This window comes from Dinghuibacter silviterrae (assembly GCF_004366355.1).
Lineage (GTDB): Bacteria > Bacteroidota > Bacteroidia > Chitinophagales > Chitinophagaceae > Dinghuibacter > Dinghuibacter silviterrae.
This window is the reverse complement of record NZ_SODV01000001.1, coordinates 277,040-302,318: the sequence shown is the minus strand read 5'-3', so window position 1 is coordinate 302,318 and position 25,279 is coordinate 277,040. Positions and strand designations below refer to the sequence as shown.

22 protein-coding genes are annotated in these 25,279 nt (G+C 56.2%); 15 read left to right on the top strand and 7 right to left on the bottom strand.

Features of this window, described 5'->3' with window-relative positions:
* Positions 1-56: 56 nt before the first annotated feature.
* Both EDB95_RS01275 and EDB95_RS01270 read left to right on the top strand, forming a co-directional pair.
* Positions 57-1,049, top strand: coding sequence for a sensor histidine kinase (locus tag EDB95_RS01275; RefSeq protein WP_133989784.1), 993 nt, complete (start codon positions 57-59; stop codon positions 1,047-1,049).
* Entirely contained in the window at positions 1,046-1,744 is a 699-nt protein-coding gene (locus EDB95_RS01270; protein ID WP_133989782.1) for a LytR/AlgR family response regulator transcription factor, read from the top strand. The genes EDB95_RS01275 and EDB95_RS01270 overlap by 4 nt, the downstream gene beginning before the upstream one ends.
* Here the strand turns inward: EDB95_RS01270 and EDB95_RS01265 are convergent.
* The 4 genes from EDB95_RS01265 to EDB95_RS27200 all read right to left on the bottom strand — a co-directional run bounded on the left by EDB95_RS01265 (position 1,741) and on the right by EDB95_RS27200 (position 4,974).
* A complete protein-coding gene (locus EDB95_RS01265; protein ID WP_162852447.1) occupies positions 1,741-2,898 on the bottom strand; it encodes a glycosyltransferase in 1,158 nt (385 codons plus the stop codon). The two genes, EDB95_RS01270 and EDB95_RS01265, sit on opposite strands and share 4 nt — an antisense overlap.
* The gene (locus tag EDB95_RS01260; protein ID WP_133989778.1) at positions 2,895-3,461 is read right to left on the bottom strand and encodes a DedA family protein; all 567 of its coding nucleotides are present in this window, start codon (positions 3,459-3,461) and stop codon (positions 2,895-2,897) included. The genes EDB95_RS01265 and EDB95_RS01260 overlap by 4 nt, the downstream gene beginning before the upstream one ends.
* 3 nt (positions 3,462-3,464) lie before the next feature.
* The gene (locus EDB95_RS01255; RefSeq protein ID WP_133989776.1) at positions 3,465-4,634 is read right to left on the bottom strand and encodes a BamA/TamA family outer membrane protein; all 1,170 of its coding nucleotides are present in this window, start codon (positions 4,632-4,634) and stop codon (positions 3,465-3,467) included.
* A gap of 61 nt (positions 4,635-4,695) precedes the next feature.
* Positions 4,696-4,974, bottom strand: a complete 279-nt coding sequence (locus tag EDB95_RS27200) for a hypothetical protein (RefSeq protein ID WP_162852446.1) — start codon at positions 4,972-4,974, stop codon at positions 4,696-4,698.
* 54 nt (positions 4,975-5,028) lie between these two features.
* Here EDB95_RS27200 and EDB95_RS01250 point away from each other — a divergent pair, with 54 nt between their 5' ends.
* The 3 genes from EDB95_RS01250 (at position 5,029) to EDB95_RS01240 (ending at position 8,385) form a co-directional block, all read left to right on the top strand.
* Positions 5,029-5,562, top strand: coding sequence for a carboxymuconolactone decarboxylase family protein (locus EDB95_RS01250; protein WP_162852445.1), 534 nt, complete (start codon positions 5,029-5,031; stop codon positions 5,560-5,562).
* A gap of 42 nt (positions 5,563-5,604) precedes the next feature.
* Positions 5,605-7,899, top strand: a complete 2,295-nt coding sequence (locus tag EDB95_RS01245) for a S9 family peptidase (RefSeq protein WP_211352033.1) — start codon at positions 5,605-5,607, stop codon at positions 7,897-7,899.
* A 108-nt stretch (positions 7,900-8,007) separates the two neighbouring features.
* Positions 8,008-8,385: a hypothetical protein gene (locus EDB95_RS01240; protein WP_133989772.1), complete on the top strand. Its 378-nt coding sequence runs from the start codon at positions 8,008-8,010 to the stop codon at positions 8,383-8,385.
* Here the strand turns inward: EDB95_RS01240 and EDB95_RS01235 are convergent.
* Entirely contained in the window at positions 8,327-9,475 is a 1,149-nt protein-coding gene (locus EDB95_RS01235; RefSeq protein ID WP_133989770.1) for an alpha-hydroxy acid oxidase, read from the bottom strand. The genes EDB95_RS01240 and EDB95_RS01235 overlap by 59 nt on opposite strands.
* A gap of 81 nt (positions 9,476-9,556) precedes the next feature.
* Here EDB95_RS01235 and EDB95_RS01230 point away from each other — a divergent pair, with 81 nt between their 5' ends.
* Positions 9,557-9,814, top strand: a complete 258-nt coding sequence (locus tag EDB95_RS01230; RefSeq protein WP_133989768.1) for a DUF4884 domain-containing protein — start codon at positions 9,557-9,559, stop codon at positions 9,812-9,814.
* Here the strand turns inward: EDB95_RS01230 and EDB95_RS01225 are convergent, their stop codons facing one another.
* Positions 9,815-11,737, bottom strand: coding sequence for a gamma-glutamyltransferase family protein (locus EDB95_RS01225; RefSeq protein ID WP_211352032.1), 1,923 nt, complete (start codon positions 11,735-11,737; stop codon positions 9,815-9,817).
* Between the two features lie 78 nt (positions 11,738-11,815).
* Positions 11,816-13,966: a hypothetical protein gene (locus tag EDB95_RS01220; RefSeq protein WP_133989766.1), complete on the bottom strand. Its 2,151-nt coding sequence runs from the start codon at positions 13,964-13,966 to the stop codon at positions 11,816-11,818.
* Positions 13,967-14,155: 189 nt separating this feature from the next.
* On the opposite strand from EDB95_RS01220, the gene EDB95_RS01215 reads away from it, so the two are divergent.
* The 9 genes from EDB95_RS01215 (at position 14,156) to EDB95_RS01180 (ending at position 25,253) form a co-directional block, all read left to right on the top strand.
* Complete coding sequence (locus EDB95_RS01215) at positions 14,156-15,595, top strand: inorganic phosphate transporter (protein WP_133989765.1); 1,440 nt, start codon at positions 14,156-14,158, stop codon at positions 15,593-15,595.
* 10 nt (positions 15,596-15,605) lie between these two features.
* On the top strand, positions 15,606-16,475 hold the full coding sequence (locus tag EDB95_RS01210; RefSeq protein WP_133989763.1) for a universal stress protein: 870 nt from the start codon (positions 15,606-15,608) through the stop codon (positions 16,473-16,475).
* Positions 16,476-16,768: 293 nt separating this feature from the next.
* On the top strand, positions 16,769-19,867 hold the full coding sequence (locus EDB95_RS01205) for a SusC/RagA family TonB-linked outer membrane protein (protein WP_133989762.1): 3,099 nt from the start codon (positions 16,769-16,771) through the stop codon (positions 19,865-19,867).
* A gap of 34 nt (positions 19,868-19,901) precedes the next feature.
* The gene (locus EDB95_RS01200; RefSeq protein ID WP_133989760.1) at positions 19,902-21,380 is read left to right on the top strand and encodes a RagB/SusD family nutrient uptake outer membrane protein; all 1,479 of its coding nucleotides are present in this window, start codon (positions 19,902-19,904) and stop codon (positions 21,378-21,380) included.
* 17 nt (positions 21,381-21,397) lie between these two features.
* The gene (locus tag EDB95_RS01195; RefSeq protein ID WP_133989759.1) at positions 21,398-23,221 is read left to right on the top strand and encodes an arylsulfatase; all 1,824 of its coding nucleotides are present in this window, start codon (positions 21,398-21,400) and stop codon (positions 23,219-23,221) included.
* Positions 23,222-23,335: 114 nt separating this feature from the next.
* Positions 23,336-24,355 carry a sterol desaturase family protein gene (locus EDB95_RS01190; RefSeq protein WP_133989757.1) on the top strand — a complete coding sequence of 340 codons (1,020 nt, stop codon included), beginning with the start codon at positions 23,336-23,338 and terminating at the stop codon, positions 24,353-24,355.
* Positions 24,356-24,412: 57 nt separating this feature from the next.
* Positions 24,413-24,742: a hypothetical protein gene (locus tag EDB95_RS01185; protein WP_133989756.1), complete on the top strand. Its 330-nt coding sequence runs from the start codon at positions 24,413-24,415 to the stop codon at positions 24,740-24,742.
* Between the two features lie 131 nt (positions 24,743-24,873).
* The gene (locus tag EDB95_RS27195; protein ID WP_162852444.1) at positions 24,874-25,041 is read left to right on the top strand and encodes a hypothetical protein; all 168 of its coding nucleotides are present in this window, start codon (positions 24,874-24,876) and stop codon (positions 25,039-25,041) included.
* Positions 25,042-25,052: 11 nt separating this feature from the next.
* Complete coding sequence (locus EDB95_RS01180) at positions 25,053-25,253, top strand: hypothetical protein (RefSeq protein WP_133989754.1); 201 nt, start codon at positions 25,053-25,055, stop codon at positions 25,251-25,253.
* The last annotated feature ends 26 nt before the right edge of the window (positions 25,254-25,279 follow it).

Here is a 25,279-nt window from a genome sequence, read left to right as displayed (position 1 = left end):
ACGAACCATAGCCGGTGGATCCGGAGGGCTTGCTACCTTTGAAAAAAATAGGGGCGTTGACAAAAAAGGCCTTTATATATCACCTGCTGTTTTGGCTGGGGATGTACGGTTTCTGGTTGATTTTTTTCCGGAACTATACGTTCACCCTGACCAGGAACCTGTCCGTTCAGTTTTGCTACCTGGTTTTTATTACCGCGGATTACTACCTGTTGTATACGCTGGTCATACCCCGTTTTCTTCTGAAACGGAAGTACTTCCTGTTCCTGGTGCTTTCGCTGGGGATCCTGATCCTTTCGGCGGTTCTCCGGTCCCTGGTGGCCTGGAGCCTGTACCCGATGCCCGCCGGCCGGTTGCTGACCGGTTCTATGGTGAATATTTCCATCTGGGTTTTTTTGCTGACCGGTGGGCGGATGCTCCTCGACCGGATCCGTCATGAACAGCAGTTGGAGCGCGTGGAAAAGGAAAAGGTGCGGAGCGAGCTGGAATTCCTAAAAGCCCAGGTCAACCCGCACGCACTTTTCAATTCCCTCAATACAGTGTACGGGCAAATCGACAAAAGCAATACGATCGCCCGGGACACCCTGTTGCAGTTCTCGGAGTTGTTGCGCTACCAGTTGTATGATTGCGGAACGGACAAAGTGAACCTGGGTAAAGAGATCGCGTACATCCGGAATTATATAGACTTTCAGCGGCTCCGTAAAAACGACCGGTTGAGGGTGGACGCAGATATCCAGGAGCCCCGTCCCGAATTGTCGATCGCCCCGTTGTTGCTGATCGTCCTGGTGGAAAACGCATTCAAATTCGTCAGCAATTTCCCCGACAGGGAGAACCGGATCTCCATCCGGATCTGTACAAAGGGAAAAGTGTTATACTGTTCCGTCGGCAATACCAAAGAACGGTTACAGGCCATCCCCACCCGTAACTCCAACGGCATCGGGATCGCCAACCTCAAACGAAGACTGGACCTTTTATACGAGGGGAAATACACCTATGCAACGGAGACGGAAGACCATCTGTACATTACAAAACTGAAGATCGACTTGTCATGAACTTAACGTGTGTGGTGATCGACGATGAACCGGTGGCCCGCAAGGTGCTCAAAGAATTTATCGCGGACGTGGCCTTCCTGGAGCTCGTGGGCGAAGCCGAAGACCCCTTGCAGGCCCTGCCCCTGGCGGGCCAGGTCGATGTATTGTTTCTGGATATCAATATGCCGAAGATCAACGGCATGGATTTTATCCGGGGGCTGTCCCCTGGTCCAAGCCTCATCATGACGACGGCTTACCCGGCGCACGCAGCGGAAGCTTATGGTCTGAATGTCCTGGACTACCTCGTCAAACCGATCGCCTTCGAACGCTTCCTAAAGGCGTGCAACAAGGCGCTGGAATGGAAAACCCTTCATGCCGGGAGTGGGCCGCAGGACCATTTTTTCGTCAAATGCAACAGCCAGATCGAAAAAGTCCTCTACGATGACCTGGTCTACGCCGAAGCGATGATGAACTACGTGATGTTGTACACGACCGCCCGGAAAATGCTGGTGTATGTGACCATGAAAGCGCTGGAAGAACAGCTCCCGGCGGAGCGCTTTATAAAAGTTCATAAGTCGTTTATCGTCAATAGAGATAAAATAAAGAGCATCGATGGGCATGTCCTGGATATGGGGAGTGCCAGGATCGCCATCAGTCAAAGCCTTCGGGAGAAGGTGATCCAGGAAATTGTCAGGGACAGGATGCTCCGGCGTTAACGCGCATACTGCGCATACAACTGCTCGAAGGCATCCACGGTCTTGTGGATGTCATGGACGCGGGCCAGCTCGATGCTCCGGCGGCCCATGCGTTCCGGAAGACCAGGGGTATTGAAAAGGGTGTTGATATGGTCTGCCAAAGCAGGAACATCCCCCGAGGCATAAAGAAAACCATTGTCCCCGTCGCGCACGATCTCGGACAGGGCGCCGGCGTTGACGGCGATGACCGGCAAACCGGAGGCCATAGCCTGGAGCGTCGCCAGGCTCAGGAGTTCGGCGATGCTGGCGATGGCAAAACAGTGGCTGGCCTTGTACAAAAGCGGAAGGTCCTCGTCGGGTACGAAACCGGTGAAGATAATGCGGTCCGTAAGCCCTTCCGACCTGACCTGGGCTTCCAGGGCGGCCTTTTTGAGGCCCTTGCCGACGATGACAAAACAGAGGTCGGTTTTTTGGGAGGCGAGGGCCACGGCCTGGATGATTTCGTCGATGTGTTTTTCGGGATCGATGCGGCCCACGAAGATGAGCAGGGGCTTTTCCGGGATGCCGTATTTGGCTTTGATGTCGCTGCTGGCGCCGAAGTGGTTGAATTGGTCGAAGTCGATGCCGCTGCTCAGCGCCGATACGGCGGTACGGAGCCTTGGCCGGATCAGGGCGGCGCCGGTTTCGGTGGGGGTGGTGACCTGGGCCACCTGGTTGAAAACCCTCGAAAAGCCCGTCCACAGGAATCGTTCCATAAGGATGCGCATGCCCCTGGAACGAACGAGGGCGGTGAGGTTTTCGGGCATGAAGTGGTTGGTCCCCACAATGGGGATGCCGATGTGGCGGTTGACCCGGACAACGGCTTTGCCCAGGGCGAAGTGGTCCTGGATATGGATCACATCGGGTTGTATGGTTTGTAGCAGGCGACGGACCCTTTGTTTAAGGCGATAGGGGTTGGGGACGCGGAATTGGGGATAGAACAGCGTGGAGAGAGAAGGGACGCCATGGACCTCCAGGTTGTCGATGGTGGCCAGCGTGGGCTTGTTGGTGGGGGAAGGGGCGATGACCGTCACCTCGTGTCCCTTTGCCTGTAACAGCGGGCCTATGCGGCAGACAAAGTAGTACACCCCGTTCAGGTGTGGATAATACGTGTCCGATACGAAAAGGATCTTCATGCTTTGCGCAATTTTCTTCTGATCAACAATAATACGACAATCGCCAGGGCTACGACGATGATCAGGGAGGCGGCGTCGTTGAGGTAACGGTTGATTTCCCTGTAGGCCCCGCCGAAAACAAATCCGATCGTCAGGTACACGAGGTATTGCAAGGCGGAGGTTGCCAGGCATATCCGGATGAATTTGGGATAGGGAACCTTTGTGTTTCCCGCCAGGTAGATACCGGCCACGCCTATGCCCAGCGTGATCTTTGACAAGGCGATGGTCTTTATGGGGTGGGTATCGAAAAAGGTCCGGACCCGATCGACGTTCTCTTTTTTAACGCCCAACAGGAGGGCGAGCCTTCGGATGGGTTTGGGGACGCCCCAACGGCCAAGGGTATAACAAAGGGAGTCGCCTATGACGTCTCCGCAAACGATGATGGGAAAGACAAACAACGGATTGAGCACGCCCGTCGTACAAAGAAAGCCGGCGATAACGGCCAGGATGGGTCCTTCCACTATGGCCAGGGGAAAAAGAAGAAGATATTTGTAGTGACTTAGTAAATAGACGATGTGTTCCATATATCAGAAAACCTCTCCTAAGTTGCCGGCGAATCCGCGGGATCCCTTAGTGCCTATGCCGTAATCTATACAGGCGTTGGTGTTTGAAAATTTATTGAGCTTTATGCGAAGACCGATCCCGAACCCGGGAGAGATCACCTCGAATCTATTGCTTGCAAGTTCGGAAAGGGATTCGGCGTTGCAAAAAACAACGCCCCCGACCAGGCCGTTCCGGGTGATGCCAAAACGATACTCCGCTTCCAGGTCAACCATCTTTTTGCCGATGAACCGCCCTTGCTCATAACCCCTGCCGGTATTGTTATACGTGTCGTTCCCGGTACCCGGGAGGTCGAGGTAGGGCGGATTCCCGTTCAACGTCAGCACGCTGTAAAACCAAAAGGCGAGGAGGGTATGGTGTGGCAGGCCCAGGTATCTCCTGACGTCGATCAGGACGGAGTTGTAGGCATGATCCGCCCCCAAAAAAGTAAGGTCTGTCAGGAACTGGATGTTGGCGTACATATCCCCCCCCTCGGGATAGATCGCGGACTCCCGGGTATCGTATAAGATGTCCAGCGCGATACCCGAAGAGGTGGAATGGTCGCTGAATCCGTATTTCCGGTAATCGGTGACGACCCCCGGCGGTACATCCAGCTCGGTGATCCGCCAGTGGTGATCCAGTTGATAGCCGCCGCCTACGTAGAAGGATTTGGCCACGCTCCGGAGCGCATATTCGTAAAAACGGATATACCGGTAGTTGACGGTATACTTGTCGTTTAGGGTTGTATAACCGCCAAAACCGTAAGTGTCCTGGGGATAGTTGAGAAACCGCCAGTCGCCTAAGAAGTTATACTTATTCCCGGCCGACCAGACGGAGGACTGTATGGGAATAATCGTTTGTTGCCGGGTGGTATACTTGAAGCCGCCGAGGAAGGACGACGTATTGGTTTTCCGCCGGGCGCTGGTCTTAAAGGCAACACTGGTCGCAACCCCCGGCGAAAAACCGGTGGCAATCGTGTATTCGACGATCGGTGCGACCACGAAATAGACATTGGTATTGGTGATCCCCGTGCTGTCCACGCGGGTATCCGGGTCCTTCCCCACCAGCTTGTAGGTCAGGTCTATCAGGTCCCGCTGGTGCTGATAATAGTTCGCTCCCTTCGGATAAGTGGTATCCAGGACTTTACTGGTGAGCAAAATCACGATTGTTTTTCCTACGCCCCATAAGTACATGCGGTGTACAATATAGGCATATTCTTTATATCGCCAACCAGGTTACCCCCAGCAAAAAACTGAGGAAGGCGACGATCGAGACGTTAAACAACACCGTGGCGTTGCGGATCATCCTGATGTCACGGCGGTCCGTGGCGTATTGCCGGGCGCTTTTCAAAATACTCGTGCCAAGGCTCCAATTGGAATGAAGCAGGCCTTTGTGGAAAAGGCGTACCTGGACATAACCAACATAAACATTACAACCGATGACGATGGCCCAGATGGACAAAATAGCGAGCCAGACAGTGGAGGGCTGGAGGTACATGGGATACGGATTTATATGCTAAATATAGGTATTTTCCAGGAAAAAATGAACAATATGTTCAAAGTTCCGTCCTACGAGGAGGTCACACCGGAAGCCCAGGCGACTTTCGACCAACTGAAACGCGCGGCAGGGAAGGTCCCGAACCTGTATGCCACCATCGGGTATTCCGCTAATGCCCTTGGCTCTTACATGGCCTTCGTACAGGCGCAGGCCAAAGGGTCTTTTCACGGCAAGGACCGTGAAGGGGTGTACCTGATCGTCTCCGAGATCAACGGGTGCGAATACTGTCTGGCCTCGCACACACTCAGCGCGATCCGGAATCACTGGACGGAAGAGGAAACGTTGCAGCTTCGGGCGGGTACGCTGCCGGACCCCCGGTGGAAGGCCATCTATGCCATCGTCCGGTCGGTCATCGAGCACCGGGGGGAGGTGGCGGAGGCAACGCTCCGGACCTTTTTCGATACGGGTTTTTCGGAAGCGAACCTGATGGACCTGATGGTGCTGATCAACGTGATGAGCTTTACCAACTATGTGTACCGGATGACCAGGATTCCCCTGGATTTTCCACCCGCTAAACCGCTCGTGTAAAGAAGCGCTCCGGGCCTCCCGGTTTATAGTATATTACCGCCCATGAGAAAGATCTACGCGATACTCTTGCTATGCGGGTACTTTACTTCTGTCCACGCCCAGCTGACGGCAACCGACTACGCACACGCGGAAAGCATGATGAGCTACAACACGGAGCCCCTGGTGGACCACGGGAGCGTGCGTCCGAACTGGCTTCCGGACGGGCGGTTTTGGTTCAGGGACGGGGGTGCCTTCGTCCTGGTGGACCCGGTGAAAAAGACACAATCCCCGGCGTTTGATCAGCAAAAGCTGGCCGCGGCACTTTCTACGGCGAGCGGTTCGACCTACGAGGCCGGGCGGTTGCCCTTTCAGAGCTTCGCCTACACCCCTGACGGCGGATCCATCCGGTTCCGCGCGGACGGGAAGCGCTGGAAGTGCGACCTGAAGACGTATCAATGTACGGAGGATACCGGGGCGGGTGACGAACCCGCGGGCGGTGAATTCCGCCGCCGGGGAGCCGCGGACGTCGTGGCGTCACCGGACGGGAAAAAAGAGGCGTTTATAAAAGACTATAACCTGTGGGTGCGGGACATTGCCACCAAACAGGAAACCCAACTGACCACCGACGGCGTAAAAGATTTCGGTTACGCCACGGACAACGCGGGCTGGAGACACGGGGACGGTCCCGTCCTTCGCTGGTCTCCGGATTCCCGGAAAATCGCGACGTTCCAACAGGACCAGCGGGGCGTCAATGAGATGTACCTGGTGACGACCAATGTCGGCGCGCCCACGCTGAAAGCATGGAAGTATGCTTTCCCCGGGGATAAAACGATCATTACCATCCAGCGGGTGGTCATCAACGTGGATACGCCGCAGGTGATCCGTCTCCAGGTCGAACCCGATCCACACCGGGCGACCTTAAGCGACGACATCGCGAGCAGCGGTACGTTTGACGATGTGGATTGGAGCCCGGATGCCCGGGAGCTGGCTTTTGTGTCCACGTCGCGGGACCATAAGAATGAAAAGGTCCGTATCGCCGACGCCGCCACGGGGGCCGTCCGGGAAGTGTTTGAGGAAACCGTGCCCACCCAGTACGAATCGGGCCAGGGGACCATCAACTGGCGTTACCTCCCGGCTTCGGGTGAATTCATCTGGTACTCGGAAAGAGACAACTGGGGGCACCTATACCTGTACGATGCAAAGACAGGCCAGGTAAAAAACCAGATCACCAAAGGCGACTGGGTCGTGACAAAGTTGCTGAAGGTGGACGAAAAGAAACGCCAGTTGTATTTTATCGCCGATGGCCGGCAACCGGAGAATCCATATTTCAGCCAATTGTACCGCGTCAATTTCGACGGCAAAAACCTCACCCTGCTCACCCCGGAACCAGGGAACCACGCGGTGACGCTGTCCCCCGACGGGAATTATTTTATCGACAGCTATTCAAAACCCGACGTACCGGGTGTGACCGTGCTGCGTGGCATAGACGGTAAGCTGATCGCCACGCTGGCCAAAACGGACATCAGCCGGCTCGTCGCGGCGGGTTGGAAACCGGTGACGCCTTTTACGGTAAAGGCGCACGACGGCACGACCGATTTGTATGGATTGATGTTTACCCCTACGCACCTGGACCCCGCCAGGAAATATCCCATCATCGACTATATCTATCCCGGGCCACAGGGGGGTAGCGTCGGGAGCTGGTCTTTTGCTGCCTCCCGCGGGGACAACCAGGCCCTGGCGGAGCTCGGCTTTATCGTGATCGCACTCGAAGGCTCCAGCAACCCGCTCCGGTCAAAGAGTTTTCACGACATGAGCTACGGGAACATGGCGGAGAACACGCTGCCCGACCAGGTGGCCGGCATCCGGCAACTGGCGGCGCGGTATGCCTATATCGATACGAACCGCGTAGGGATCTGGGGACACTCCGGCGGCGGGTTTGCCACGGCGGACGCCATGTTCCGCTACCCCGACTTTTTCAAGGTGGGGATTGCAGAATCCGGCAACCACGACAACCGCAACTACGAAGACGACTGGGGCGAGCGGTATGACGGCCTGGCCGGCGCATCGGACTACGCCGCCCAGGCCAACGAAAACTACGCCAAGAACCTAAAGGGAAAGCTGATGCTGGCCCACGGGTTGATGGACGACAACGTTCCCCCGGAAAATACACTCCTGGTCGTGGAGGCGCTGGAAAAAGCGAACAAGGACTACGACCTTGTTGTTTTTCCCAACAGCCCGCACGGGTATGGTGCCTATTCGTTGTATATGACGCGGAAGCGGTGGGACTACTTCGTCAGGAACTTACTGGGGGTGGAGCCGCCGAAGGAGTATCAGCTTCGGAATAAAGGGGGACAGTAAGATGAAACCCGTTTCCGGGAACTTGAAAAGGATCGAGCAGGATGAGCTCGTCGCCATGGACTGGCCCTCGTCTTAGCCCCATCCCCGGGGATAGCCAAGCTGTTCGGGATGATCCTTTTTGCCGTGGGCCTGGTTCTCGCACTTTGGTTTGTCAAATCCTACTTTTTCAACGATACGCTCAACTACAGCATTCACATAGATGTGAACGGGATGACCATTGACGACATTTTATACAAGTGGAGCGAGGTAGATGAAACCGCCATCCTGGATCGTTCGGCTACACGCGGAAGGTCGATCCATACCGAGGAACACCTTGTGCTGACGTTCAAAAGCGGCGGTTACCAGAAGTTCGACCTGAGACACTTTGTCGTATTCTGGGGAATTACCGGGGAGCTCTCGCGGTATATCGAATTTTTCAAGGCGAAAGCTACCGCACTATGTGCCGCTGAAACTCCGACGTCCGCGCACAGCAGATCTGTTCCATGACCTGTTGGAGCTGGGTTTTCAGGATCGAGATGGTGTGGTGGCCACCTTGTTGACCGAGCGCGGCGACGCCGTACATAAACGACCGGCCCATAAAGGTAAAGGCGGCTCCGCTGGCCATGGCGCGGGCGACGTCGGGGCCGGAGCGGACACCGCTGTCCATCATGATCTTGATCCGGTTGCCGTATTTGGCGGCAATGGGGACGAGGGAATGGACGGCGGATTCTCCCGCGTCCAGTTGGCGTCCGCCGTGGTTGGAGACGATGATACCGTCCAGGCCGAGACGGATGGCTGTCTCGGCGTCTTCTTCGCTGGCGATTCCCTTGATGACCAGTTTCCCTTTCCACATGTCCCGGATGGGCGCGATCTTTTCTTCGTTGAGGCGGCCGGCAAAGGTTTTGTTCATCCAGAGCCCGAGCTGTTTCATGTCGAGTCCTTTGGGCATGTATGGCTTCATGGTGGCAAAGGCCGGCTGGCCGTGAATCAGGGTCCGGAGCGCCCATTCAGGCCGGCCCGCGATCTGGAGCATGTTCCGGAAGGTCATGCGGGGGGGCATGGCCAACCCGTTGCGGATATCCCGGGGGCGGTAGCCAAACGTGGGCACGTCGGAAAGAATGACCAGCACCGGGTAACCGGCATCCCCGGCCCTTTTGAGGATGTCGTCCCTGAGCGTGTTTTCCGCCGGGTGGTAGAGCTGGAACCAGGCACGGCTCTCGGTCAGCTCGGCAATCCGCTCGATGCTGGACGTGGTCACAGTGCTCAGGATAAAAGGAATATTGTGTTCAAACGCGGCCCGGGCAAGGATCTCGGGGGCGTTTGGCCACATCAGACCCTGGAGTCCCACGGGGGCGATGCCGAAGGGCGCGTCGTAGGTGTGTCCGAAAAGCTCCGTCCGCATATCCGATCCTGTATGCCTGGTGAGGTAGTAGGGCTTTAGCTCCACTTCCCTAAGCTCCGCGGTATTCTTGTAGAGGTTGACGTCTTCGTTGCAACCTCCGTCGAGGTATTCGAAGGCGAAGCGGGGGATCTTTCGTTGAGCTTTGTCACGCAGATCGTCGATGGATGGATAGCTGGTATTGTAGGACCACTTCATAGGTCCGCAATTTAAGGCATTCGTACAACTTTAACTTTTAGTTGGGGGCGCTCTCGTCTAGTTTAACTGAAAATCATTTTTATGAAAAAGTATTGGGCCGTTTTACCGGCACTTCCGCTTGCCCTTGCCGCCTGTTCCCCCAACATCCCGATCCAGACCGCGAAGGCCCAGAATAACCAGACGTATAAGGTGTCTTACCTCTTTGAGCAAGATGGATGCAAGGTGTACCGTTTTTTCGACAACGGCAACCCGGTTTATTTCACGAACTGCAACGGGGAGACAACCAAATTGGGGGACAGCACGCAGGCGCGGACGACCAGCATCACCCACGCGCAGTAGTCACCAGCCTATGCCGTAGTCCTCGCCGTTATTGCTGCTGCCACCCCAGAGGGTGCCGTGTCTGGCGTCGATAAAAATGGCATTGATCGGGCCGCTCGTCCTGTCTCCGGAAGTCAGGGTGTAGCCCATCTTTCGAAGCTCCTCCCGTACATAGGGTGGGGTAATGTTGCCTATGAGGACACGGCCGGGGCGGGGGCGCCGGTCTTCTATGTGTTCTCCGCCCAGCGACAGCCAGAGCTGGTCGGAATTGATATTGGGTGCTTCCGTGGCTTCCTGGACGGTCATCCCGAATTCAACCATGTCCAAAAAGAACTGCAGCAGGTTTTGGTCCTGGGTATCCCCTCCCTGTACGCTAAAACAAAGAAAGGGCTTGTTGTCCCTGAGTGCGAGGGAGGGGGTGAGGGTGACGCGCGGACGTTTGCGGGGCGCCACCACGTTGAAGGGGTCGAGGACGGAATCCAGGACAAAACTTTGCATGCGCTGGCTCATGCCCACGCCGGTATGTCCCGCGACGCAGGCAGGGGGCCAGCCGCCGCTGGGCGTTACGGAAATGACCCAGCCGTCCTTGTCGGCGGCCTCGATGCTCGTGGTACCCCGCCAAAGCCGGTCGTGGTAAAGGGATTCGTCCAACGCAAGGGCGTGGGAAAAATCGAGGTGGGCCCTTTGTTGCAGCAGGCTGTTGAAGGGGTTGGTCCTGCCCTCGTAGGGGTAGGGGTCGCCGGGCGCTGCCGAGGCGTTATTATGGTCTTTGTCTATGGTGGCCGCCCGGTCCTTTGCATAGGCCTTGCTCAAAAGACCCTGCATGGGTTGCCCGGTATTGGTGTAGGGGTCGCCGTAATAAAAGTCCCGGTCGGCAAAGGCAAGGTTCATCGCCTGGTAAATGGTGTGGATGTAGCGGGCGCTGTTGTAGCCCATATCCTTCAAGTTGAAATTTTCGAGGATATTCAGGGTTTGCAGCATGGTGGGACCCTGAGTCCACTGCTGGAGCTTGTAGACTTCCACACCGCGGTAGTTGGTGTGCAGGGGTTCTTCTTCAAGGGGTTTCCAGGCCGCCAGGTCTTCCATCGTGATCAGGCCGCCCTGCTCCTGGCAGCCGCGCACGAATTCCCGGGCGATGTCTCCCTTATAAAAGCGGTCGTAAGCCGCGTAAATGGCTTCTTTGCGGCTTTTGTGATGACGCAGGGCGTCCTGTTCCGCCTCCACCATTTTGGTCAGGGTGGCCAAAAGGTCTTTTTGGACGAAGACTTCTCCCGCTTCCGGGGCCTCTCTCCGCTCCCCGGGATGGGTAAGGAAAATGGCCTTGCTGTAGGGCCATTGTTTGAGCCTTGCTTTCTGGCGCTCAAAACTGTCGGCCGTTTCGGCCTCGATGGCATAGCCCCCGGCCATCTCCATCGCCGGGGCAAGGACCTGCTGAAGGCTTAGAGTACCGTATTCCGCGAGCATATAACAAAGCCCGCCGGGTGTTCCCGGGGTCACGGCCGCCAGGGGGCCGTATTCGGGGGGAAAATCATAGCCTTTGCTTTTAAAAAAGGCCGGTGTGGCGCCGGTAGGGGCAAAACCCAGGGCGTTGATGGCGATCACCTTGCCGGTTTTTGGATTGTAGATGAGGGCCTGGGTTTCCCCACCCCAGCTCAATACATCCCACATGGTGCATACGGCGGCCAGCATGGCACAGGCGGCGTCGATGGCGTTGCCACCTTGCTGGAAGATTTGGGCGCCCGCTTCGGCGGCTAGGGGTTTGCCGGTGACGGCCATCCAGTGGGTGCCGTGCAGGGGAGGTTTTTGGGTTTGCTGGGCTGCCGCGGGAGCGGCGAAGAGGAGCGCCGCGGCGAGTGGGAGCAGCGCGGCGGCGGGCAGGCGGCGATGGGCGGCCTGCGGCAGGTGGCGCGGCGCCCCGCGGTGTCGAAGGGTTAAATGAAGCATAAGGTTGGCTTGAGGTCTCTTAAGATAATAAAAAAAGGGCCCCGGAAAGGGCCCTTACAAGGTTGGATATGGGTTGGTTTAGCTGCCGATCAGCGCAAAGGCCGCGAGATAGCTTGCATAGTAGGGTTCACCATAGGTTTGCCAAAGCTCCGAGGTGCCGTCGGTCGCCAGGTGCGTGACGGTGAGGGATTCCGCGAAGGCTGCTGCCTGCGTGCAGGTTCCCATCAGGTAACCGACGGTAAGCCCGGACGACGTGAAGGTGCCCGAAGATTCGGTGAAAGTGTAGTGGCCGCCCGGGTCTGTGTAGTTTTCGAAGACGTACCCTCCGGCGGCGACGGGCTCGCCTGAACCGTTCCCCCTGACGACGCCAAAACCATACTTGGCGAAGTTGAAGGCTTCGGAGGCCTGGAAGCCGAGGATGGTTCCGTAACCGAGGCCGGTGGGGTTGTTGGGGAACGGGAGGTAGCCGCAGGTATTGGAAGTGACGGCGGGGCTGGATTCCAGCACGACATTATTGATCGTAGCCGTGACCGGGGAATTGTCCACGCGGACCAGGAAGGAGAGGCTTAGGGCATTGCCGGACCCGTCCAGGTTAAGGTAGGGCGACGGTGCGGGGACCGATCCACCGTAACCGGTGGAGGGATCGGTGTTTATGGAGACCTGGTAGGTGGAGGGCGGAACGGGGACGACTTCGAAAAGACCGCCGCTCATGTTCAGGAGTTCGAGCTCCAGGCGGATGATACAACCGCTGGGAATAGCCGTGCTGTCGAAATAGGAACTGACGAAATTGAAGGAGACCCATTCCGCCGTGGACGGAACGCCCGGATAGCTTGTCACGTTAAAGTTGGGAATGGAATAGGCGGTATTCCCGCCGGAATCGGTGGCTGTCAAATTGATGGATCCGGATTGCCAGCTTCCGTCCGGTTTTTGCCAGAGGTAGGGCCTGGCGATGGTAGGCATGATGTATTGGGTGGGTTCCCCGGACAGGGCTTTCAGTGTGGAATCATACGCCAAAGTATATTTCCAGCGGTAGTAGCTGGCCGGCGGCAGCATGGAACCAAAGGCCAGTCCGAGGTCGAGTGTCGCGCCAAACGGGTTGAGCTGATCGGCGTTGAACACGTTGGAGCACCCCAGCGTTTCGATCCCATAGGCATTGGTATAGGTGGGGTCTTGCTGGATCCCGGAAGCAATAGCCTGGCTGCCGATGGCGGTGAACCAGGCGGTTCCGTCGTTCACCGTGACGTCGCAATTGCAGGGGGGAATGTTGGGGTTGGACAGGTTGATGTCGATGTCCGTATTGCAGGCGTAGTCCCAATAGGTATGACAGGGGAAGGGAGGACGATATACCGTGGTCCATGTTCCCCCTATATTGGCTTCCACCCATACATAGATATTTTCAGCCGGCAAGGGCGCGAAGCTAAGGAGCAGCCCGTTGAAATGGCCGTTGCAATCCGTATACACCGTTTCCACTTCCGTGACCCGGTAAAACCAGAACCAGAAGATGGGCCATATACAGAAGTAAGGATAAAGGATCTCCGCATGGTTGAATACGACTTCGTGAATCGTATCGGTTGTGGCGGATTGGATGGCGTCCTGGATGGTGGTGGGGAGCGGTTTTAACGCATTGGATGTACGGGCGCTGAGGGAACGCAGGGGGAGGTTTACCTTGGCTGCCAGCGGACCCGGATCGGGTGCCGGTGGAATGGGTGACGTCGCCAGGGCGGCGAACTTGTCTTTCAGTTCATTCAATACGTTTTCCGGGACGACGGGTCTTAACCAGATCGGCCAGCGGAAAAACCAATCCACGGTGCAGATATGCACCCTGGCTTTGCAAAGGGGACCGCTCTGGGGCAGGCCATTTACCGTCAGCGTATTGGTGACGTTGCCGACGATGTCACAACTGTGCAGCGGCGGAATGATGAATGCCGGAAGATGCACAATGGCGATCTCGTTTGCAGCGGTAAAGTTGACACTGATCTGCTGGGCGCCCGAAGTGGCCAGGGAATAGGCGTTGATCCTGGAGGCGGGATATTCCTTTGGAAAAGGAGGCCCAACGAAAACCCTGGTGCCTTTTAAGGTGTCTTTTGACAGAGAGAGCCGGGCCTTGCCCTCGGAAAAGGGAGCGGTGTCGAGGAGGCTGCCGTCTTTTGCAACGACATACGCGGAGAGGTTTCCGCTGGTTCCGGGGGGCAGCGTCACGATGACGGGGTCTTTTTCTTTGCTTGACATAGATTAACTTGTTTAGGAATGCTAAGGTATACGGCCACCGGAGGAATTAGTTGAGTATATTTACTGATTTGGCTTGCACAGACTACGGATTAACAAAGAATAGATAATAATTAAATAACATACTATATTTTTGAAACCCGCCAGGAATGATGTTTTTTGCTGACCACTTCTCAGAAAAAACCCTTTTGCATGACGTCCTTCCTGATCAACATGATCAACCTGCCTTTTATTGGCGAGGTTGATCTACAAGGTTCTATTTTGCTCATATTTTTCCTTTGCCTTTTGTGTGTCATCGGTTTCGAATTTGTAAACGGATTTCACGATACCGCGAACGCCGTGGCGACGGTGATCTATACAAAAGCGTTGAAACCCATGGTGGCGGTGCCCTGGTCGGGCTTCTGCAATTTCATGGGTGTATTTACCGGCGGCGTAGCCGTGGCGATGGGTATCCTGAAACTGGTGCCGCTCAACGACCTGATGGCGTTGCCGGTTCAGGTGGGGGCCGTCATGGTGTTGTCGGTGTTGCTGGCCTCCATCATCTGGAACCTGGGGACCTGGTACCTGGGTATCCCGTGTTCGAGCTCGCATACCCTGATCGGGGCGATGATCGGCGCCGGTCTGGGGTTCACGTATTTTTATCATGGTGCCGGGGTCAACTGGGGCAAGGCCGGGGAGATCGGCCTGTCGCTGATCTTGTCGCCCCTGCTCGGGTTCGGGGTCGCTGTCCTGCTGATGTTGTTTTTGAAACACGTCGTCAAGGCCAACTCCCTGTTTCACATTCCCCAGGGAGAAAACGACCGGCCCCCGCTGCTGATCCGCCTCCTGCTCATCACGACGTGTACGCTGGTCAGTTTCTTCCACGGCAGTAACGATGGACAAAAAGGGGTAGGGCTGCTGATGCTGATCCTCATCGCCTTCCTGCCGGCCAAGTTTGCGCTGGACTCTTCGGTCCCCGCGGACAAGATCGCTTCGGCCCTGGCGCCGACCCAACAGGTGATCCAACGGGCGATCGCCGCCAACCCGGATGCAAAGCCCACGCTTGATTCGCTGAGCAACAGCATCGCGGACGCGGGTGCGGGGGTGTTTGGAGCAGCCGGGGGACATGGGGATCCCAGCCACAAGCTCATATACGAATACCGGAAAAAGATCCAGTCGGCCGCCAAAGCCCTGAGTGCGTTGGCAGCCAGCGGCAAAATCCAGATGCCTGCGTCCGACAAGGCTATCGTCAAAAAAGCGTCCGGCGACCTGGGGAAACTCACCGACTATGCACCCCTCTGGGTGATCGCAACGATCTCTATCTCATTGGGTATCGGTACCATGATCGGATGGAAAAGGATCGTGACGACCATCGGCGAAAAAATCGGGAAGGAGCACCTGAACTATGCTCAGGGGGCCACCGCGGAAATCACGGCGGCGAGCATGATCGGTCTGGCCACCGCTTCCGGTCTGCCCGTGAGCACCACCCACGTATTGTCCAGCGGGATTGCCGGGGCCATGGTCGCGTCCGGCGGAACGAAGAACCTCAACAGCGGCACGCTGAGGAATATCGCCATGGCCTGGGTCCTGACGCTGCCGGTGTCGATACTGCTGGCATTGGGTCTGTTTTTTGTTTTCCATTTATTTGTTTAACTTCTTTTATATGAAACCGATGAATATGCAATACGCTCCCACGGGGAACGAAGGCTCCGGCCAGCCGAAACAGATCCTGGTGGCCACCGACTTTTCCAGCAGTGCCGCCAACGCTTTTGAGTATGCCCTGGAACTGGCCAAGGTGCTTCGCCAGGATGTCTGTGTGCTCCACGCCGTAGGTTCCCTGGAAGGTGTCAATAACAATACGTACAACGCTTTATATATAGAAGACTACCAGAACAGCAAGCGGGAAGCGTTGAAGGCCTGGGTGGATAAATTCACAGAACGATTTGCCGGTGTCACCGTGACCACCCGGGTGGACGTGGGCTCCGTCAGCGGCTCGATCGTCAAGTATGCGGAAGAACAGCCTGTGGCCCTGATCGTGATGGGCGCCAGCGGGTCAACCGGCATTTCGGGTTTGTTCGGGAGCAATACGTCCTCTGTGGTCATCAAGACGACGACCCCGGTGTTGATCGTTCCGCCCGAAAGTACTTTTTCGGCCCAACCCGTGATCACCCTGGCCTCCGACTACGACTCCCGGTTGTCCGCCAGCGACGTCGAAGGGCTCAACGAACTGATCCAGGCCGTTGGCTCCGGGAAGCTCCAGGTCCTGAACGTCGTGGAAAAATCCGATCCCGCCGCCTTGTCGGCCGGAGAGGAAGCCTTGAAAAAAGTGATCACCGGCGCCGAGCTGGTGTTCAACTACCTGACCGATACGGACCCTACCTCTGGGATATTAAATTTCATCGAGTCCAGCCAAACGGACATTCTTTGCGTTGTAAAACATCACCACAACGTGATCTACCGCATTTTTACCCGCAGCACCGTGAACCGGGTGCTCAACCGGTCGATCAAGGCGGTGCTGGTGTTGCACGAGTAGGCGAACGATCGTTCTTTGATGCCCCGGTTTGGCACCGGGGCTTTTTTTATTTTTTTACTCTACTATTTTGGTGGACTAATAATTTTTGAGTTATTTTGCGGTATCGACTAAAATACAAGACTACTGTTATGACACAGAATTCCCCTCTCTTTTGCTGTTGTTGTTGACAGCGATTTCCCCCTACAAAGAAAAAACCGGTAGGAGTAAATCCTACCGGTAATGTGCGAACATCAGCCCAGTAACGCCAATCACTTACTGATGTTCTAATACTGGAACGATTAAAAATCATTCACATGCATCTTTTTCAAAGGTACCGAAAATATGCGGTACTACTGGTCGCGGCAGCCCTGTTTTGGGCGCGGGCCGTGGCCCAGAACAACAATGTTGTCCTCATCGGCCGGGTGATCGACGAGCGGACCAAGGATCCTCTGCCCGGGGCGGTGATCCATATTTTAGGGACGACCCACCAGGTGGTGGCCGATAACAACGGTGAATTTAACTTTATCACGGGGCAACGCGTTCCCCTTACCTACGAGGTATCGTTTACCGGCTATAAGACAAAAAACGTAGACATCAAAAGCTACGGACACGTGGACATACAGCTGGAGGAATCCAACAAGGCGTTGGGGGACCTCCTGATCGTGGGCTACGGTACCCAGCGCAAAAGCGACCTCACGGGTTCGGTGGCCACGGTGTCCAAAAACCTGTTGACCCAACCTTCTTCCTCCTTTGACAACCTGCTGCAGGGCGCTGTCTCCGGGGTGTCAGTGACCCAAAGCTCGGGCCAGCCGGGAAGCACGGCCACGATCCGGGTCCGGGGTGGGAATTCCATTTCATTTGGGAACGCACCCCTGTACGTGATCGACGGGTTTATCGTCTATAACGATAACGACTATGTCAATTCGGGGGCGACGAGCGGGGCAGCGGTCAACGCGCTGTCGACGATCAACCCGAGCGATATTGAAACGGTGGAAGTGTTAAAAGACGCTTCCGCCACGGCCATCTATGGATCCAGGGGCGCCAACGGGGTGGTGATCATCACGACACGCCGGGGCAAAAAAGGAACCAACGAGGTCAACTACAGCACTTATATAGGGTCGCAGGCGGTCTCCAAAAAGATACCGCTGATGAACGCATCCCAGTGGGCGTCGCTGATCAATGACGTGAATGTCAGCGACGGCGTGGCCAAGACATATACCGACGCCCAGATTACGGCTGCCGGTACGGGCTCGGACTGGCAAAGCAGCGCGCTCCGGAAAGCCCTGGAGCAAAACCATGAATTGTCGATCTCGGGAGGCGATGAGAAATCAAGGTACCTGATCTCGGGGAACTATTTCGACCAGGAAGGGGTCATCGTAAACTCGGGTTTCAAACGCTATGCGGGTCGTATCAATTACGAGCGGAATGTATCGGACCGGCTGAAGGTGACGGTCAACGCCTTTGGGAGCGCCTCCAAACAAACGGAGTTGCCGGGCAGCACTTATGGAAGCATCAATTTCAGCAACTATTATTCCACCTTGCTGACGACCTCGCCCATCGTCCCGATCTATAACGCGGACGGTTCCTTTTATGTAAAAAGCCCTTACCTCACCACACCGACAAACCCGCTGCAGGACATCGAGGCGACGACGAACCAAAGCAATATCGTCCGCACCTTAGGGAACTTTGCAGCGGAATATAAGCTGTTGAAAGACCTTACGCTCAAGGAAACGATCGGGGCGGACCTGCTCTATACCAAGCAGAACTATTATGCACCGTCCTATACGTCCGCGGGCTATGCCTCCAGTGGCGTCGCGTCGATTGGAACGGTTACGGCCACGACCTGGGTCAATGAAAATACGCTTACCTACGACCACTCTTTCCGGGACGTCCACTTTCTCACCGTGCTCGGGGGGTATACCACCCAGGCGGAAAAGGACGAAGAGGCGGTGACCAATGCCCAGAAGTTCCCCAACGACCTTACGGGCTACAACAACTTAGGTTATGCGGGGACCCCGGTGCTGGGCACTTCCGGGGGGCATACCTCGGTGCTGAATTCCTACCTGGGCCGGGTCAGCTATTCCTACCGGCACGTGTATAATGTGACGGTTTCCGGCAGGGCGGATGGGGCTTCGGTACTTGGCGCCAACCACAAGTGGGGCTTTTTCCCCTCTTTGGGTCTTTCCTGGAATGCCAGCGAAGAGCCCTTTTTCCGGAGTCTTAAGAATACGGTCAGCAACCTGAAGCTGCGGTTGACGGGTGGGCAAACGGGTAACTCCGCCGTCCCGCCGTATAGTTCCCTTGCGGTTTTGGGTGCCAGCAACTACTATTTCAATTCCACCCTCGTCACGGGTACGGCGCCGACACAGCTGGCCAACCCGAACCTGAAGTGGGAAACGACCACCCAGTACGACCTGGGCGTGGATGTCGGGTTTTTGAATAACCGGGTCAACTTTGTGGCGGATGCCTATTATAAGAAGACCACCGATTTGTTGTTGAATGTCCCCTTGCCTTTGTATACGGGGTATGCCAGCGAACTGGAGAATGTGGGGAGCGTCAACAACAAGGGGTTGGAATTCTCCTTGCGCACGGACAATATCCGGAGCAGATCCTTCTCCTGGACCTCCAACCTGAACTTTGCCACCAACCGCAACAGGATCCTGAACCTCGGGCAAGGCGTCAGCAGCTACTTCCCCCTCGCGCCCACAGGCCAGGTATCGCCGGTGATCGTGGCCGTGGGACTCCCCGTCGGGGCGTTCTGGGGGTATAGTACGCAAGGCTTGTTAACCGCTGCGGACCTTGCCAAGGGGGTGCCTACCCTGGCGGGTGTACCCCAGCGACAGGGCGATACCAAATACGTGGACTATAACGGCGACGGCAAGATCACCACGGCAGACAAGCACTACCTGGGGAGCGCCCAGCCCAAATACACGTATGGGTTCTCCAGCACCTTTACGTATAAAGGCTTTGACCTGTCCTTCCTGTTTCAGGGCGCCTACGGGAACAAGATCTTCAACCTCCTCCAGCAGACCCTGGAGCGGCCCACCCTGTCGCAGAACGTATCGGCCGTCCTGGTCAACCGTTGGAGTGCAACCAACCCCAACGGTACGGTGGCCCGGGCGACGGATTCGCCGGTGCCGCAGGTGACGGACCGTTACATAGAAAACGGATCTTATCTAAAGCTGAAAAACCTGTCCCTCGGCTATACGCTGGACAGAAGCGTGGCGGCGAAGATTCACGCCAAACAGCTCAGGGTATATGTGTCGGCGCAAAACCTGTGGACCATCACGCGGTACAGCGGGTATGACCCGGAAGCCAATTTTTATGATGGGGACAATACCAAGGCGGGGATCGATTATGGGATTTATCCGCCGACCCGGACGTTTCTCGGCGGGTTGAGTGTCACCTTTTAATGGCGCCGCAGGCGCAACTCAAAAATGAATTTCGATGAAGAAAATATTTTTGCCGGCAGCTTTGCTGGTGGTCTCCTGCAATAAGCTCTCGGAGAACCCCAATTCGGAGATCGTGAGCTCCCAGTTTTATAAGACCTCGTCGGATGCCGTGGCGGCCGTAACGGCGGTCTACAGTACGCTGAACAGCGATCCGGCCGGTGACTTTCCGATCTATGGCCGTAACCTCAACCTGCTCATAGAAAATGCGAGCGACAACCAGGTATACAGTCCGTCGAATACCAATCCCGATGTACGGGCGCTGGGGACGGAAACCTATGTATCGTCCAACGACAGGGTCCATAAGACCTGGCAACAGCACTATTATGGGATCAGCCGGGCCAACGTAGCGATTGACAACATCCCGCAAATACCGCTGACCCAGTTTGCCGATACGACGCTCCGGCCCCGGTTGGTACGGGAGGCCAAGTTTATACGCGCCCTTCTCTATTTCAACCTGGTGCGGATGTTCGGGCCCGTGCCCCTGGTGCTGCACGATCCCGCCACGGTCAACGTCAATGCGCTCAAGATTCCCCGGTCTTCGGTGGACAGCATCTATGCGCAGATCATCAATGACCTCAACGATGCGACCCAACTGCCGGCGATCTACACCGGGGCAAATATAGGAAGGGCCACCAGCGGGGCGGCGCACGCCTTGCTGGCAAAGGTGTATGTGACCCGCAGGGACTGGACGGACGCGCTTTCGGAGATCGACACGGTCACTAACAGCGGATTGTATGGCTTGTTCCCGAATTTCAGGGACGCCTTTCAAAAGGCGACCAAGAACGGGATCGAGCATATTTTCTCGGTGCAGTTCGAGAGCAACCTGGGGGCCGTGAACAGCGAACAATTTCTAAGCCTGAGCTTCGCCTCCTTTAATACGTCGGTCTGGCCGGCCGACGTTCCCGCGGACAGCAGCGTTTCCCAATTGTTCTCCAACGCGGATACGCGGAAGGTTGTGACCTTTTACACCACTCAGTACAACGCAGCCACGGGGCAGACCGTGGTCTTTCAAAATGCTTATACGCCTTATCTGAACAAATTTGTCGATTATAGCCTTTCCCCGCTGAGCAATCAAAGCAAGAGCGGTTTGAATTACCCGGTCATCCGGTATGCCGAGATCCTGTTGTTAAAGGCGGAGGTATTGAACGAACTCCAGGGGCCCACGGGGAGCGCTTATACGGCGATCAACCAGGTCCGCGAAAGGGCCGGGATCGGCGACCTGTCGACCGGGTTAACGCAGGCGGCCTTCCGCGACTCCGTTTTTCTGGAACGCCGAAAGGAATTCATACAGGAGGGGCAGCGCTGGTTCGACCTGGCGCGCAGGGGCGGTACGTATTTGTTTGACGCCGTCACCACCATTGCAGCCAAGCAGGTGGCCAACGGGGGTGGCGCCGCGGTCAAGGATACGCTTTTCCCTATTCCGCTCACCGAAATACAACTCAATTCCCTACTCACGCAAAACGCGGGGTGGTAGACCATAAACAAAAAAATATGCGCAAAACCTTATTGACAGCGGGCATCATGGCAGCACTGACCCTGCCCGCGACCGCCCAAACCTACAAGGGAACCGTGGGCCGGACGCTGGCCGAATCGACCGAATGGTGGCAACAACCCACGCGGGCGCCCCAAGGAGCACCCAACGTGATCTGGATCATTTTGGATGACGTCGGCTTTGGCGCCAGCAGCACCTTTGGGGGCGTGATCCGTACCCCTACTTTCGACAGCCTGGCCGCGGCCGGTCTTCGCTATACAAACTTCCACACTTGCGGCATCTGCGCGCCGACGCGGTCGGCGCTGCTGACGGGACGGAATCACCATTTCGTCCACGAAGGCGGGTTTTCGCACATCAGCCTGTCGGCGGGTTTTCCCGGGTATGACGGGCGCATACCGTCCAAGGATGGAACGATTGCGGAGATCCTCAGGGACAATGGGTATAATACTTTTGCCGTGGGTAAATACGGTTTGACCCCGGACGAGGATGCCACCGACGCGGGGCCGTTTGATCGCTGGCCCAGCGGGAAAGGGTTTGAACGCTTTTTTGGTTTCCTGGGGTCACAGACAGACCAGTACCAGCCGGACCTGGTAGAAGACAACGCCCACGTAAAACCCGACGGGCGAAACCTTAACGAGCAGATCACGGATAAGGCCATCGCATTTATCCAGGCCCAGCACAAGGCGGCGCCCACGAAACCCTTTTTCCTGTACTATGCCCCGGGCGCGACGCATGCACCCCACCAGGTTTCTCATGAGTGGAGCGACCTGTATAAAGGCAAGTTTGATGAAGGATGGGATGTTTTCCGGGAGCGCGTTTTCGAGAATCAAAAGCGCCTGGGGATCATCCCCGCCACCGCCACCCTGCCTGCCCGGAATCCGAATATCAAGGCGTGGAACAGCCTGACGGCGGACCAGAAAAAGGTGTACGCGCGGTTTATGGAAGTATACGCGGGATACCTTACCTATGCGGATCACCAGGTCGGAAGACTGGTTGATTATTTGCGGGAAAGCGGACAACTGGACCACACCCTCATCTTCGTGATCATCGGGGACAACGGGGCGAGTAAGGAAGGGACCCTGGCCGGTACGATCAACAGGGGAACGCTCAGCCGGAGTTTACCCGAGGAAGAAGCGGTCCGCAGGAACCTCGACTCCTTAGGGGAGGTCGGTACGCCCCAGGGGCACAATACCAACTATCCCCTGGGATGGGCCCAGGCCGCCAATACGCCCTTTAAATACTGGAAGCAGGACGCCAACGCCGAGGGCGGAACGCGGAACCCGCTTATCGTTTACTACCCCAAAGGCATTACGGACGCCGGGAGCATTCGTACCCAGTACGGACACGTTAACGACCTGCTGCCGACGACCCTGGAATTCCTGGGCATACCGTTCCCCTCGCAGATCCGGGGCGTGACCCAGGACACGCTGCAGGGGACCTCGCTGGTCTATTCTTTTACCGACCGTAACGCGCCTTCCCGTCATACGGAACAATACTATTACATCTTCGGTGCACGCTCGGTATACAAGGACGGCTGGAAAGCCGAGGTCTATCACCACCCGGACATCCTGGACCTGAGCCGGCCGGGTGGTCCGGATACGTCGATTCACAGGGACTATGACAAGGATACCTGGGAGCTGTACCACCTGGACGAAGACTTTAACGAACAGGTCGACCTGGCGTCGAAATACCCCGAAAAGCTGGCCGAGCTAAAGGCCCAGTTCGAGACCGACGCCAAGCGGTACAACATCTATCCCTTTATCGATTGGCAAGACGTGTTCACACGGAAATTCCATAAAACCGTCCTTTATGATCATCCATGACGTTGACATTTTGCTAAGGAAGATCGCCGTGGGTATCGTCATCGCCCTGGTGCCGTTCCTGTTGTTTTTCGGCGGGCTCTGGTTGATTCGTCACATCCTATAATCGCTATCGTTATGAAAAAAATTACCCGGGACGCGGTCATCAGCGTCTTTCTCTACCTCGCCCCGCTGGCCTTGATGTTGCTGACCTTCCGGCTGACGGGCAGCCGTCCCTGGCTGCATACGGTGACGCCTACGCTGGGATTCAAGGCACCGGCGTTCCTGGAGGCGGTCTTCCAGAACCTGTCTACCTGGGGCCTGCCGGCCATCATGGTGGTGGTCGGCCTCGTCGAGTTCGGCTATGGTTTGTACGAGCGTAAGTGGACGCGGAATGAAAGGTTTCTGGACATCGTCTGCTTTATCGCACCAAAGATCATCATCCGTCCGTTGCTGACGTATACCACGCTAAGGTTGTTGCCCCTTGCCCTCCCGGGTTTGAAGGGGACCTTTGCCTGGGTACCCTTCTGGTGGGGCTTTTTTATCATCGCGGTGGCGGACGACCTGACGCAATATTGGTACCACCGGCTGCACCACCAGGTGCCTTTCCTGTGGCGGTTCCACCGGACGCATCACTCGGCACCCTATATGGGGATGGCGATGGCCAGCCGGCAAAACATCATTTATACGATTTTCTTTTCCCAGACTTATCTGACGGCTGCGCTGGTGTACCTGGGTCTGGGCTATCCCGCGCTTTTCGTCGGGGGCATCAAGTCGCTGATCACCCTGTCGGCCCATTCCAGCATACCCTGGGACAAGCCCTTTTATAAATACAGGGTGCTTCATCCGATCGCCTGGGTGTTGGAGCGGCTGATTTCCACACCCGCTACCCACCAGGCGCATCATGCCGATACCACCGGCGACGGGGTAGGGCACTACAAAGGCAATTTCGGGAATATGTTTTTTCTCTGGGACATCTTCTTTGGCACGGGGATCATCACCCGCAGATACCCCCAGACGTTTGGGATCAAACACTACCAGCAGGAGGAGTGGTATGTGCAATTCCTGTGGCCGTTGTTCAAGTCGAAGAAACCCGGTAGCGAACTTTCCGCGGACGGCCCCATGGTGGGCGGAGAGGCAATCGTTAAAAATGGTTAAAGCCTTAAACGAAAAGAACGGTAGAAGATCCTATATACAACACGAAAAACTAGAATTATGAAAACGAAAATCTTTACTACGATGTTGATGGCTGCCGGTCTTCTGATCACTACCAGTTCTTTTGCCGACGGACATTTTGCTCAAACGCATCCCCGCCGCGACCAGGTCAATGACCGCCTGGGTAACCAATACGGCCGGATCGACCGGAAGGTGGACGACGGGCGGATGAGCCGCGCGGAGGCCTTTAAACTCCATCGTGAAGACCATGATGTCCGGATGGAAGAACGGTCTATGGCCCGCCTCGACCACGGTCATATCACCAGGGGTGATCAACGGTTGTTAAACCACCAGGAGAATCATATCAGCCGCCAGATCTATCGTCATTAATTATTCCATACGCAGATGGTTTTGAATACAGCAGGCCGCCCGAAAGGGCGGCTTTTTTTATGGCAAGGCCGCTGGGGCGTCTTTTCGCAGGTGCGGCATCCAAGTGGGCCGCCGGTTCGTATCTTAAGGGTATGAAAAAGTTCCTCGTCGTGGCCTTGCTCATTTCTATCCGTGGGTTGAGCCAAAACAGCTTTAACGATAGCCTGGCCGTCAGCCGCAATACGTATACCCGCAACGCCATGGAGGCGTTGGGCGGTTTTGTATCGACCTCGTGTATATCACCGGCGGTTTCTATCTGAGGGAACGAGGGATGTCGGAATCAAACGTCGTATCGAAGGAGCAATACCGGGGATATGGTAGTAGTATTTCTATACAGGGCGGCTGCCTGGGGGTCATGGATGCGCTCATGATCCTGCTGCATCACAGGAACTCCGTGCGTTTGAACAACAATCTGAAGAATCTGGAGATGCGGGTCGGTCCCGGAGGGGTAGGACTGGCGTATAAATTCTAGGAATGGTATACTTTTTGAAGTATATT